10 protein-coding genes are annotated in these 12,935 nt (G+C 40.1%); 8 read left to right on the forward strand and 2 right to left on the reverse strand.

Annotation, left to right across the window (positions count from 1 at the left end; all coding sequences use genetic code 11):
* Positions 1–24: 24 nt before the first annotated feature.
* Entirely contained in the window at positions 25–699 is a 675-nt protein-coding gene (purQ, locus tag ACM5QX_RS10995; RefSeq protein WP_011317291.1) for a phosphoribosylformylglycinamidine synthase subunit PurQ, read from the forward strand.
* 96 nt (positions 700–795) lie between these two features.
* A complete protein-coding gene (locus ACM5QX_RS11000) occupies positions 796–2,712 on the forward strand; it encodes a hypothetical protein (RefSeq protein ID WP_414753539.1) in 1,917 nt (638 codons plus the stop codon).
* Positions 2,713–2,772: 60 nt separating this feature from the next.
* Here the strand turns inward: ACM5QX_RS11000 and ACM5QX_RS11005 are convergent, their stop codons facing one another.
* Positions 2,773–3,936 (reverse strand): AI-2E family transporter, encoded by a 1,164-nt coding sequence (locus ACM5QX_RS11005; RefSeq protein WP_414753540.1) that lies wholly within the window; start codon positions 3,934–3,936, stop codon positions 2,773–2,775.
* Positions 3,937–4,044: 108 nt separating this feature from the next.
* On the opposite strand from ACM5QX_RS11005, the gene ACM5QX_RS11010 reads away from it, so the two are divergent.
* The 3 genes from ACM5QX_RS11010 (at position 4,045) to ACM5QX_RS11020 (ending at position 9,192) form a co-directional block, all read left to right on the forward strand.
* The gene (locus ACM5QX_RS11010) at positions 4,045–4,440 is read left to right on the forward strand and encodes a hypothetical protein (protein WP_414753541.1); all 396 of its coding nucleotides are present in this window, start codon (positions 4,045–4,047) and stop codon (positions 4,438–4,440) included.
* A gap of 279 nt (positions 4,441–4,719) precedes the next feature.
* Positions 4,720–6,138 (forward strand): LCP family protein, encoded by a 1,419-nt coding sequence (locus ACM5QX_RS11015; protein WP_414753542.1) that lies wholly within the window; start codon positions 4,720–4,722, stop codon positions 6,136–6,138.
* A 159-nt stretch (positions 6,139–6,297) separates the two neighbouring features.
* Complete coding sequence (locus tag ACM5QX_RS11020) at positions 6,298–9,192, forward strand: PAS domain S-box protein (RefSeq protein WP_414753543.1); 2,895 nt, start codon at positions 6,298–6,300, stop codon at positions 9,190–9,192.
* 336 nt (positions 9,193–9,528) lie between these two features.
* On the opposite strand, the gene ACM5QX_RS11025 is transcribed toward ACM5QX_RS11020, so the two are convergent.
* Positions 9,529–9,681: a hypothetical protein gene (locus tag ACM5QX_RS11025; protein WP_044521395.1), complete on the reverse strand. Its 153-nt coding sequence runs from the start codon at positions 9,679–9,681 to the stop codon at positions 9,529–9,531.
* Positions 9,682–10,148: 467 nt separating this feature from the next.
* Here ACM5QX_RS11025 and ACM5QX_RS11030 point away from each other — a divergent pair, with 467 nt between their 5' ends.
* Genes ACM5QX_RS11030 through ACM5QX_RS11040 form a run of 3 tightly spaced genes read left to right on the forward strand, consistent with a single transcriptional unit; the run spans position 10,149 to position 12,857 of the window.
* A complete protein-coding gene (locus tag ACM5QX_RS11030; RefSeq protein ID WP_414753544.1) occupies positions 10,149–11,528 on the forward strand; it encodes a nicotinate phosphoribosyltransferase in 1,380 nt (459 codons plus the stop codon).
* 19 nt (positions 11,529–11,547) lie between these two features.
* Positions 11,548–12,150: a nicotinate-nucleotide adenylyltransferase gene (locus ACM5QX_RS11035; protein ID WP_414753545.1), complete on the forward strand. Its 603-nt coding sequence runs from the start codon at positions 11,548–11,550 to the stop codon at positions 12,148–12,150.
* Entirely contained in the window at positions 12,111–12,857 is a 747-nt protein-coding gene (locus tag ACM5QX_RS11040; RefSeq protein ID WP_190565592.1) for an NUDIX hydrolase, read from the forward strand. Before ACM5QX_RS11035 ends, ACM5QX_RS11040 begins: the two co-directional genes overlap by 40 nt.
* Positions 12,858–12,935: the final 78 nt, after the last annotated feature.

A 12,935-nucleotide genomic window follows, 5' to 3' on the forward strand; every position in this document is an offset into this window, starting at 1 on the left:
CTAACAACTAACAACTGACTAATCATGAAATTTGGCGTTGTTGTATTTCCTGGTTCTAACTGCGATCGCGATGTTGCCTATGTCACTAGAGACCTACTAGGACAGCCAACTCGCATGGTTTGGCATCAAGACACCGATATTGCTGATTTGGATGTGGTGATTATTCCCGGTGGATTTAGTTATGGTGACTATTTACGCTGTGGGGCGATCGCTCGGTTTTCCCCTGTGATGCAGCAGGTGGTGGAACACGCCCAGAAAGGTAAGTTGGTTTTGGGTATTTGTAACGGTTTTCAGGTCTTAACTGAAGCCGGACTGTTACCCGGTGCATTGGCGAGAAATCGAGATTTGCATTTTATTTGCGATCGCGTCCCTCTCACCGTTGAGAGTACCAATAGCCTTTGGACTCAAGCTTACAACCCTGGTGAAGTCATCACTCTGCCAATTGCCCACGGAGAAGGCAGATTTTATGCTGATGAGGCAACTTTATCTGAGATTGAAGATAATGGGCAGGTGCTGTTCCGTTATGCGGGTGAAAATCCCAACGGTTCTCTGAATAACATAGCCGGGATTTGCGATCGCCAAGGCAATGTTTTAGGTATGATGCCTCACCCTGAAAGGGCTTCTGACCCTGTGCTTGGTGGCAGCGATGGATTAAAGTTATTCCAAGGGTTGCTTGAGAAGGTGGTGGCGTTGGCATAATGTTGACCTTCGCACCCATCATAGTTAAACAAGATAGAGGCACAGTCAGGCTGTGCCTTTCTCAGTTTCTATTAAAGTGCATATTGTAACTATATAATGTCAATTTCTAATGAAACTAAACAATTTATTCAATGGATACAATCTTTTGATTATCGTGTTTTAAAAAACAAAGATGATGTCGAGATAAATTTTATTGTACCCATGTTTCGCCATCTCTGTTATCCCAGGACATATTCTACCGGCAACTATCCTTTAGATACTCAAAACATTGAAAAAAATCTAGAAAGTATTTATATATATTTCTCTACTGATGATGTTATTCAACAAAATTCTGAAACAGCTTTAATCATTGCTATATATTTAGAGCCAAATTCTCATAATTTTCCAGAAGCTGTCGAACGCGCCAAGTTTTATAGTAATTATTTAAAACCCTTATACTTTTTAGTAACTAATGGTTATCATGTGAGAATTTTTCAGTATTTTATTTACCACAAAGAAGAATTAATCTTTGATAAAAGTGTTGATTCTTTAAAAAATACTCATATAGCCACAGAATTCCATAATAAGTTCAATTTCAATTTAGTTAAAAATATTGATAAGAACACAGCTAATATTTCCAAATATACACAATATAATCTCATAGAAAAATCCTTAAGACGGTACAATTTGCAGGAAATTGTAGCTAATACTGACTTTAGAACCTCTACTTTTCGAGAAGGCGATCGCCTGACTGTTGTCAAGCCGAAAGTAGTTATAGAATGTAACTTACCTAAAGCTTTTGGGGAAGGCAATTGTCAAATACAATTTAGCAGCGTTATCTTAAGAGGACTAAAGGTTAGCTTAAATCATCAATATATTTTAGGTAACCTCATGACAGGCTTAAATACCCGTCCAGAATGGGGTTGTAGAAGTTTTCTTAAACAATTAGATGATAACGCTTTTGAAGTTAATCTAGGTCAAACAACAGTTATATTGTCTGACTTAGAAACAGCAGACTTGTGTTTATGTATCGATATAGTTTCCGAAGAATATAAAAAAGCAATTGTTGCTTTTGAAAATGCTTTAGAAACTTGGGATTTTGAATTTACAGAATTTTTAGGCGTGCGCGGAGTAACTTTGTTTTCTGTAGATGCAAAATTATGGCGATTAATGCACAATTTCGCCAATGAGTTTAACTATGTACAAGGTAAATCAGAGTGGCATTTATTTCAGCAAGAAGATATTTCCATTCGTGTTAGTCGTGGAATTCGAGATCATGCTTTTATCTTACCCAAACCTGTCAATTATTTATCCATATTACCAAATGGCATAATTAACATAGTTTATGAAATCAATGATGTACATTTACAATCTTTGGAAAAAGGTGAACTGAATACATGGCAACAAGATATCGGCCCGCGAGGAACTTGGACTGCTAAATATACTCAACAATGGTTGTTAAATCAATTTATTCCTAAAGTTATTGACTATTATTCTGACAAATATCCTTTGTCTGAAGAGGAATTATTAAATAATATATTGAGTACCGAAAATAACAGGATCTATATTACAGAAATTCATGAGATTCAAGAATTAATTCCTTATCTCCAAGATATACAATCTTGGCTAAATATATATATAGAAAATATCTCAACTACATTATTACGAGTATATTACAGGACATTCACTAATTTAGTACGGAATACAGATTCATCAATAGAAGGCATGGATTATATTATCCGTAACTTATCTTTGATGGAGTCTGACAATACAAAAGATAGAGTGAAAAGTAATTTCCAGAAATGGAATTTTAAAGATGTAATTTATTATTTGGATGCTCAAGTAGGTAGGATAAATAATTATCAATATGAAAATAGTTTTAAAGCAGTTTTAATTACTCGCATTTTTATCTGGATTATCGAACATGGCAAAATAAGCTGTTCCCAAGCCCAGTTAAATGCTGCAAAGCAGGCTTTACTACCACTGTGGGAGCAAAGCCGCTTTGAAATGCGCCATGTTTATCCAAATCGTTAATTTTATTCACCTGTAGAGAAAAGTATATTCCCTATAACCCATTTCCCATAAATGCCCAAATTAAGGCGTAGTTGGTTCGGAAATACTCAGGGTATTTTTGGGATTCTCTTTTTGTACTATGGTTGCGGTTATTTCTGTAGTGTCTGTTACTTCTGTTTCATTATTTACACTAGAGGGACGTAAGGCTGTCAAGGCAGTTTTAATAATTACAGCAGTGGGGACAGCAACAATCACCCCTAAAAGTCCACCAACTCTAGCTCCTGTCAAAACAGATATCAATATCCAGACTGGATTCAAGCCAGTAAAATTGCCCAAGATGCGGGGAGCAATTAAGTTTTCCAGAATTTGCTGGACAATTACAGCCGCAATCAAAACTCTTACTCCCATCGAAAAATCTTGCAATGCGACTAGTGAGGTAGTAAGAGCAATACCCACAGAGCCGCCAAATGGCACAAGCGCCATAATCCCAATAGTTAGCCCAAATAACAATCCAAATGGCACCTTCAGCCATAAGAAAGCAGGAATGAGGGCTGATGCCATACAAGTAGATAAAATTAACTGGGTAATAAAGAAATTTTGAAAGCTCAAGCGTACTGTTTGCGAGAATGGGGCGCGAAATTTGGTAGGAAGCCATTCTACTAAGCTTTGCCAGAGTTCACCGCCATGCTGGAGAAGATAGAAAGTTAACACCATCGTCAACAGAAAATCTAGCAAGCTGGTGAAAGTAACAACAGCCAGATTGAGGACTTGTCCGGCGATCGCCTGTAGTTGTCCTTTGACGCGATCGTTGATCTGCACTACCAAAGCATCCAGGTTAATCGGTAAACCTACAGTTTCGGCTTTCTCGTTTAACATCATGAGCTGCGATCGCCCAGAATCAATTAACTCTGGGATACGTGCTACCAGTTGTTGAGCTTGGGTAAGCGCTAGAGGAAACAAAGTCACACCCAGAGCTAACAAAATTGATAGAGCCAATAAAAACACTAAAATAGCAACTTGCTCTCGCCTCGCGCCGCGATGCTCCATCCAACTAACAGGATAGTTGAGCAGAAATGCTAAAACTGAAGCTCCGACTAAAATGACTATTAAGGAATGGAAGTAATCAAAAATTGCGGAAATTGCCCAACCATTGAGAACTAATAAAGGAGCGAACAGAGCGATCGCCCCAATTCTCGCTATTGGTGTTAGTGTTTGCCACCAGTTGAGTAGCTTGAGTGTCTGCATCTTGAGCCGATTGCGGGATAGAACTAAAAAATTCTGTATCTATAGCTTATTATCTCTAACTACATCATTGTCATTCATCCCTCTAGTTTAGGATTTGACGAAAAAACAATGGAAGACTTTCAATCAAGTCAAAAAATCATGGGGAGCGAGGAAGAGTCAACTATTCCCAAAACACAGCTTATTTTACATCTAATCCCTGTTATCGGCTTTTTCCCATCCCTATGGGCCGTTTATCGCTCTCAAGGTAGCCGGGAACAACTAGCGGTGAGTCGTCTGTCTATTACTTTGGCGTTTACTTGGTTGTTGGGGTATCTCTTGTTGGCTACTGGAGCGGCAACTGCGGAATTTTTCACACTGCGCCTGTTAATCCTGAATGGCTTTTTCACATCTGGTTACTTTTTGGTAAGTATCTGGTTAATTTTGCGCTTACTCCAAGGTAAGTCCCATCGTTTACCGGGGTTAAGCCGCTTTGCAGAACAGATGTTTAGCAAATATTTATCTTGAGTTTCTCAGATGATTAGGCAGCATTTTTACTTAATGGCTAACAAAATCGCAAATAATTTTCTTATAGGCCTAGTCAAAGGGAACGGACTATTGCCATACTGCAATAAATCAATTAAAAAATTGCCACAATGACAAAAAATCCTGCTATAAGTGTTGTGGTTGAAAGCAAAATAAAATGTCAATGTAATTGATTAAAAGTTAGCTATTATGGGTTGATTTATCTGCATTATTGTAATTCAGCAAATTTACTTAATTCATCAGTATAGTGTGAGGAAGTCTGTGACCATTCAAAGAACTTCAGCAGAAGGAAATCCATCGTCAAACGCCCCTAACTCCAGTGGCAAAAATTCGCACAATACTAAACCGGGGCGTTGGCTATGGTTTTGGATGGGTATGGGTGGAATTGCGATGGTATCAGCAACAGCCGGAGCGCTATTAGCTGTTTCGTTAACCAGTACACCATTGCAGCAAGCTCAACTCAGCCCCCAGGAAGAAGCAGTCTTTGATGGTGATGCCATCTCTGGTAGTGGATTACGTTTTTCTGAGTTAACTCGGCCTGTGAATTTATTAGTCATGGGGATGAGTGTACTACCACCAGATGTGCAAACTCCCCCTGCTGAAGCTCAAAATCTCCGCTACCTACCCCAAGTCAATTCCTTTGATGGTCTTGCTGATGTCATGCTCATGGTGAAGTTTGACCCAGAGACCAAAAAAATTGCTATGCTTTCCATTCCTAGAGATACCCGCACGCGTATAGAAGGGCATGGAGTCAGAAAAATTAATGCCGCTAACGTGGAGGGTGGGCCTGCTTTAACTGCCACAACTGTTAGTAACCTGTTGGGTGGTGTGGGTATTGACCGCTATATCCGCATTAATGTTTTGGGAGTTGGTAAACTTATTGATGCTTTGGGCGGAGTGACAGTTTATGTCCCCAAAGATATGAAATATCAAGATCATTCCCAACACTTATACATCAATTTAAAGGCAGGTAAACAGCATCTCAATGGCGACCAAGTACTACAATTACTGCGCTTCCGTCATGATGAACTAGGAGATATTGGCAGGATTCAACGCCAGCAAATGGTAATGCGTGCTTTAATGGATCAAGCTCTTAACCCTGTAACAGTAGCTCAGTTACCAAAAATTCTCAACGTAGTTAAAGATAATATCGACACCAACTTGACAGTTGAAGAATTAGTGGCGCTAGTAGGTTTTGGTGTGCGGACTAATCGCACCAATATGCAAATGTTAATGCTTCCGGGACGTTTCAGCGAACCGAATGAGTATAACGCCAGCTATTGGATACCAAGTAAAAATGGTATTGCTAAACTGATGGCACAGCACTTTGGTTTGGAATCTCTATCAGAAAACCCGGTAAATGATCCAACATCTGTGCGAGTAGCAATTCAAGATAGCACAGGTAGCGATCGCTCTCAACTACGTCCTTTAATCAATGCTTTAGAAAAAGCAGGCTATCGTAACGTTTATGTGGCTAATGCTTGGACTGAACCGTTGGAAGTCACTAATATTATTGCCCAGCAAGGCGACGGTAACAGCGCTGAGTCCATTCGCAACGCTTTAGGTTTTGGCGAAGTGCGGGTAGAAAGCACTGGTAGTCTCAACTCAGATATTAGTATCCAAGTAGGCAAAGATTGGTTACAGCAAAAATCTCTCTCCGAGGATTCTAGTAAGTTCTAAGTTTTCACTCCTCGAAAAAAGTTATGTGATTTTCCGATTCCTCTACTCCCGTGCGGGTAGAGGAATTTTCTTAATCAGTAATGGGAATACTACTATGTAGACGAACTAGGAAATTAGTGATGGGTATCATAGTATGCCAGTCAATGGGAGCAATAGTTTATGGATACTAAAGCATTAAAAGCGCAAATAAATCTTCTCCAGCGACAAAATGCTGAATTAAAGCAACAGTTAACAGCAACTACCCATGAATTTAACGCAACTATTTTCCGGCTAGAACAAGAACTCAGTGAATCTAAAAAATCGTTGCTATTTTTTGATATTTCAGTGGATCTACTTTGTATTGCTGACTTTAATGGCTATTTTCAGCGAGTGAATCAGGCTGGTGAAAATATTCTAGGTTATTCTCAAGCAGAGCTTTTATCTTTACCCTTCATGGAGTTAGTACATCCAGAAGATAGAGCAGCTACATTGGCTGAAATGTCTAAGTTGAGTGAAGGAATTCGAGTTTTTCGGTTTGAAAATCGCTATCGCTGCAAAGATGGTTCCTATTGCTGGCTATCGTGGACTTCGGTTGCTCACGATAACTATATTTTTGCTATGGCTAGAGATGTGACTGAACGCAAAACTACGGAAGAAGCTTTGAAGCAATTCGAGACAAAAATAAAATTCTTGCTCCAACAAACACCCTTGGCAATTATTGAGTGGAATTCGTCTTTTGAAGTGGTTGAATGGAACCCGGCGGCGGAAAAAATATTTGGCTATTCAGTCACAGAAATGCTGCATCAACACGCCTTAGAAATTGTACCAACAAACCACAGAGATGCTGTTATTCAAACAATGAAGTCTTTGCTCGAACAAAAAGGTGGTCATTATAGTCTGAATGAGAACATTACCAAAGATGGCAGATTAATTAGCTGTGAATGGATTAATACTCCATTGGTGGATGCTGAGGGTAATTCCTTGGGGATCTATTCAATGGTACAGGATGTGAGCGATCGCCTCAATTTTCAAACTGCACTGCGCGAAAGTGAAGAAAGATTTCGCCTAGCTACTGAGCAAAGCGGGCAAGCTGTCTATGACTATAACGTCCTCTCAGGCAAAATCCTCTGGGCTGGTACGACCACAAAAGTTATGGGTTTAACTTCTGAAGAATTGCAGTCTTTTGATATTGCTACTTGGGAATCAATGATTCATCCAGAGGATCGGGATCTAGCGACTTCTTTGCTGACAGAAGCGATGGTACAAAAAACCCGCTACCAAGTTGAGTATCGCTTGCAAAAAAAAGACGGTACATATATTCATGTAGAAGATACCGGGATCTTTTTGTTTAACAATGAAGGACAAGCATATCGAATGCTGGGTACGTTGAATGATGTTAGCGATCGCAAACAAGCCGAAGCTGTGCTACGTCAACAAGAAGCCCAATATCGCGGCATTTTTGAGACCGTTAATGATGGTATCAGTGTTTTGGATCTGGATACTGGCAAGATGGTTGCTGTTAATTCTGCTTTATGCGAGATGCACGGCTATTCTCAAGCAGAATTTCTCAATTTAAGCTCCACAGAATATATTCATCCGAATTCTTATGAAAAATTGGCTGAATGTATGAGGACAGTTAAAGCTGGACAAAAATTTCATGATCATGCTGTGGGTGTTCGTAAAGATGGCACTTGCTTTGATATTGAGGTGACTGGAAAACTGCTTCTCTACAATGGTAAGCCTCATGCAATTTCGGTAGTGAGGGATATTAGCGAGCGGATACAGGCAGAGCAAGAGCAGCAAAGATTACTGGCAATCTTGGAAGCGACTCCTGATATTGTAGGGATTGCTGATGTTTATGGAACGAATTGCTACTTAAATAAAGCAGGACAGAGGATGCTTGGTATATCCTCAACTGACCAGTTTCCCATCAGCGAAGCTGTAGGATTGTCAATATTAGATAAATTTCAGACTGAGATCATTCCTCTTGTTATGCAACAGGGGATTTGGTCTGGAGAAGCTTTAATGCGATCGCGCAAAGGGGAAGAGTTCCCGGTTTCTCAAGTGATTATTGCCCATAAAAATGAACAAGGGGAAGTAGAATTTTTATCCACTATTGCCCGTGATATCCGCGATCGCCAACAAATTGAAGCCCGACTCAGACAGCAAGCGAAAAATTTAGAAGCAACTCTGCAAGAACTCCAACGCACTCAGACGCAGATGATTCAAGCAGAAAAAATGTCTAGCTTAGGACAGTTAGTTGCTGGTGTCGCCCACGAAATTAATAATCCTGTTAACTTTATCCACGGTAATCTCAATTATCTTGAGGAACATACTCAAGACTTACTGCGAATTATTGAAGTTTATCAACAAAAAAATACCAATTACGAACCTGGTTTACAAGATTTGCATGAGGAAATCGACCTGGAATATATCCAACAAGATTTGCCAAAAATCTTAAGCTCTATGAAGGTGGGTACTCAACGTATCCGCCAAATTGTGTTGTCGTTGCGTACTTTTTCTCGCATGGATGAAGCCGAATTTAAAGCTGTGGACATTCATGCAGGCATCGACAGTACTTTAATGATCTTACAACATCGCCTCAAAGAGCAACCAGAACGTCCAGCCATTCAAGTGATTAAAGAATATGGGGCTTTACCGTCAGTAGAATGCTATGCAGGGCAACTTAATCAAGTTTTTATGAATATTCTGGCCAATGCCATTGATGCTTTAGAGGAGTCGGTTGTCAGTGGTCAGTGGTCAGTAGTTAATGCTCAAGTAACGGACAAGGGACAACAAACTAATGACATTCCCACAATTCGGATTTCTACTTCGGTTATTGCTTCTAATTGGATTAAGATGGCGATCGCTGATAACGGTATGGGTATGTCTGAAAAAACTCAACAACAGATATTTAATCCGTTTTTTACTACCAAACCTGTGGGCAAAGGAACAGGTATGGGGATGTCTATCAGCTACCAAATCATCACCGAAAAGCATGGCGGTAAACTGCTATGCAATTCCCACCTGGGAAAGGGTACAGAATTTATCATTGAAATTCCTATTCAACAATAAATAACTTTTGACCGAACAAAAAAAGGATACAAGCCCCTAAATTTATTTATGGCGAAAAAAAGAATTGAAACAACATTAATTCAAGCCCCCGGATAAATCCGGGGGCTTGAATTTTGAATTTTGAATTTTGAATTTTGAATTGGAGCGAAGCGACTTGACTAACATTAAAAAATGTTGCTTAATGACGATTAAGTCATTACACAAAAAAGCATGGAATAATTATCCCATGCCTTTCTGATAATCAAAATTTTATTGGTCATTTATTGATGAGTTCGTAGTAGCAGTATCTAGGAAGATGAGAACAGAAAATAATCATCAGCCTTTTTCCTGCTATATTTACCAAATCTCTGCTGTACGCTTTTTATAAGGATCACCTGTAAATGGTTGTACGCCTATAGTTGGATAAGCGTCGTCATTAGGGCCAAAAATCCGCAAGAAGGCTTCAGAAACATACTGCACTACGCCAGCGATCATTTTGGTAATAGCCATAAAGTTGGACTCCTATTTGAGTCAATTTCTGGTGATTTATCTACTCTAATCCCAATAACTTGATCTGAGTCTTACTCTCAACATATTGAGAACAAAAGCAATACTTTTTTAGATAGCTTTGCAATACTTTAAATTATGGGAGAGTTGACAGTTTTCACCAAGATTTTAACCTAAAAATTTCTCAGAGAAAAGGTGAAAAACTAAGGAAGAACAAGCTGATATTTTCCTTCTCTTCCTCGCTGCCAAAAGCATCGAAATTTCTTGTGGATATTCTGCAAAAATAGTCATTATCGGAATAATATCGAAATCAACTATTAATAAATATTAATTAATGAATATTTTAAACCTTATGAAAGGCTAAAAAGCTTGTGTGTCCTTGTAAATAAATAATTTCTTCTTAGGGGTTGACAAGATTTATGGTAAATTCTACCATAATAAAAAGAGCATTCTTTTAAGGAAGCGCTTGCATGACAACTATCCCCATCTGGGATGTTCAGCAAACCCCAGAATTAAACATCTCTGCGGCTGATTACAGCCTACTTACCGATCTTTATCAGCTGACAATGGCTGCTTGTTATACAGGTGAAGGCGTAGAACAACGACGGGCTAGCTTTGAGTTATTTGTGAGGCGATCGCCAGAGGGTTTTGGCTATTTAATTGCGATGGGACTGACTCAAGCACTGGAATATTTAGAAAAGTTACGTTTTAGCTCGGAACAGATAGCAGCATTACAAGCCACAGGCATTTTCGCTCATGCAGGGGAACGCTTTTGGTCATTGCTAGCAGAGGCGCGATTTACTGGGGATGTGTGGGCAGTACCAGAAGGGGCAGCCGTATTTGCTAACGAGCCACTGTTACGGGTAGAAGCACCGTTATGGCAAGCACAGTTAGTAGAAACTTACTTATTAAATACACTCAATTACCAAACCTTAGTAGCCACAAGAGCAGCACGTCTCCGTGATATAGCTGGTGAGCAAGCAACACTTTTAGAATTTGGTACAAGACGGGCTTTTAGCCCCCAAGCCTCTTTGTGGGCAGCACGAGCAGCTTTAGCAGGTGGTTTAGATGCCACCTCCAATGTGTTAGCAGCGCTACAACTGGGACAACAGCCAAGTGGTACGATGGCTCACGCCTTGGTTATGGCGTTGTCGGCGATGGAAGGCAGTGAAGAACAAGCCTTTAGTGCGTTTCATCGCTATTTTCCCGGTGCGCCATTGTTAATTGATACTTATGATACTGTTGCAGCTGCCCAGCACTTAGCAGAAAAAGTGAATACCGGAAAAATGGAATTATCCGGTGTCAGGTTAGATTCTGGTGACTTAGTAAGTTTATCAAAACAAGTGCGATCGCTCCTGCCGAAAGTATCGATTTTTGCCAGTGGCGACTTAGATGAATGGGAAATTGCCAAACTCCAAGCAGCCGGCGCAGAAATCGACGGCTACGGACTAGGAACCAAGCTAGTTACAGGTTCCCCCGTGAATGGAGTTTACAAACTCGTAGAAATTGACGATATCCCAGTGATGAAAAAGTCCAGTGGTAAAGCAACATACCCAGGTCGTAAGCAAATTTTTCGTTCCTACGGGGGAGGTCAGGTTCAAGCAGACAGATTGGGGTTAATCACAGATACACCCTTAATTACAGAAAAACCTTTGTTGCAATTGGTAGTTAAAGAAGGTCAACGCCTACAACCCCCAGAAAAGCTGTCCGCAATTCGCCAACGCACCGCCGCTTCCGTCGCCAGTTTACCCGAACAAACAAAGCGTTTAGATAATCCCGTTCCCATACCTATAGAAATTTCCGCCGCACTGCAAAATTTGACAGAAGTTACATTACAACGTCTCAACTAACGACAACTGATAACTGACAATGAAAAAAATCGCTTTATTTGGTACTAGTGCAGACCCACCGACGGCCGGACATCAGACTATTTTACGCTGGTTGTCTGAGCGTTATGATTGGGTGGCGGTTTGGGCGGCGGATAACCCGTTTAAATCTCATCAAACACTATTAGAGCATCGGGCGGCAATGCTGCGGCTGTTGATTGCGGATATAGAAGCGCCTCGGCAGAATATAGCTTTAGAGCAGGATTTGAGTAGCTTTAGAACCCTGGAAACATTGGAGAAAGCAAAATTACGTTGGGGTACAGAAACAGAGTTTACTTTGATCATTGGTTCAGATTTACTGCAACAACTACCCCGTTGGTATCGAGTTGAAGAATTATTACAGCAGGTGCAACTGTTGATTGTGCCACGACCAGGATATGCCATAGATGGGACTAGTTTAGAAGCTGTGCAACAACTGGGCGGTAAAATAGCGATCGCTTCTCTTACTGGTCTAGATGTTTCTTCAACAGCATATCGTGAACGTGGAGAAACCGAAGCTCTCACCCCCCCTATAGTCGAATACATTCATCAACAGCATTTGTACAAATGCCCGGACGCAACCAAAAAAAGTTTTCAACTTCGTTAAATCAACAACCTTTAGCCGATTTTAAGGTTGGTGTTGATAATGTGATTTTTTCTGTAGATACTGAAAAAAATCGGCTGTTAGTTCTGTTAGTAATGCGACAGCAAGAACCATTTTTAAATTATTGGAGTCTTCCTGGTACTTTAGTGCGAGAAGGAGAGTCTCTAGAAGACGCTGCTTATCGCATTATGGCAGAAAAAATTAGAGTTAAAAATCTCTATTTGGAACAGCTATACACCTTTGGCGGCCCCGAACGCGACCCAAGGGAAGCAACTGGCAGTTATGGTGTACGTTACCTATCAGTTAGTTATTTTGCTCTCGTCAGATTTGAAGAAGCCGAATTAATTGCTGATGGTGTTACTGGTATTGCTTGGTATCCAGTCAAGCAAGTACCGAAATTATCTTTTGACCATAATGAAATTTTGGCTTATGGGCATAGACGCTTACGCAACAAATTAGAGTACAGTCCGGTTGCATTTGAAGTATTACCAGAAATGTTTACTTTAAATGATTTATATCAGTTGTACACAACAGTTTTAGGCGAAAACTTCTCTGATTATTCTAACTTTCGCGCGCGTTTACTGAAGTTGGGATTTTTATCTGATACCGGAGTCAAAGTATCACGCGGCGCAGGTCGTCCCGCGAGTTTATATAAGTTTGATGCTGAAGCCTTCGCTCCCTTCAAGGACAAACCTTTAGTATTTATTTAATTGGTAATTGGTAATTAGTAATTAGTAATTGTTGATGCAGAGATAACGCGATGTGCGACTTATTTGTGAAACCCCTCT

The sequence above is a fragment of the Anabaena sp. CCY 9910 genome (genome assembly GCF_963920875.1).
Taxonomy (GTDB): domain Bacteria; phylum Cyanobacteriota; class Cyanobacteriia; order Cyanobacteriales; family Nostocaceae; genus Trichormus; species Trichormus variabilis.

What these genes read in the sequence shown, in the direction of transcription:
- ACM5QX_RS11005 (WP_414753540.1), bottom strand. Translation starts at nt 3,936, where the DNA reads ATGCAGACACTCAAGCTACTCAACTGGTGGCAAACACTAACACCAATA.
- ACM5QX_RS11020 (WP_414753543.1), top strand. Translation starts at nt 6,298, where the DNA reads ATGGATACTAAAGCATTAAAAGCGCAAATAAATCTTCTCCAGCGACAA.
- ACM5QX_RS11010 (WP_414753541.1), top strand. Translation starts at nt 4,045, where the DNA reads ATGGAAGACTTTCAATCAAGTCAAAAAATCATGGGGAGCGAGGAAGAG.
- ACM5QX_RS11040 (WP_190565592.1), top strand. Translation starts at nt 12,111, where the DNA reads ATGCCCGGACGCAACCAAAAAAAGTTTTCAACTTCGTTAAATCAACAA.
- ACM5QX_RS11025 (WP_044521395.1), bottom strand. Translation starts at nt 9,681, where the DNA reads ATGGCTATTACCAAAATGATCGCTGGCGTAGTGCAGTATGTTTCTGAA.
- ACM5QX_RS11035 (WP_414753545.1), top strand. Translation starts at nt 11,548, where the DNA reads ATGAAAAAAATCGCTTTATTTGGTACTAGTGCAGACCCACCGACGGCC.
- purQ (WP_011317291.1), top strand. Translation starts at nt 25, where the DNA reads ATGAAATTTGGCGTTGTTGTATTTCCTGGTTCTAACTGCGATCGCGAT.
- ACM5QX_RS11000 (WP_414753539.1), top strand. Translation starts at nt 796, where the DNA reads ATGTCAATTTCTAATGAAACTAAACAATTTATTCAATGGATACAATCT.
- ACM5QX_RS11030 (WP_414753544.1), top strand. Translation starts at nt 10,149, where the DNA reads ATGACAACTATCCCCATCTGGGATGTTCAGCAAACCCCAGAATTAAAC.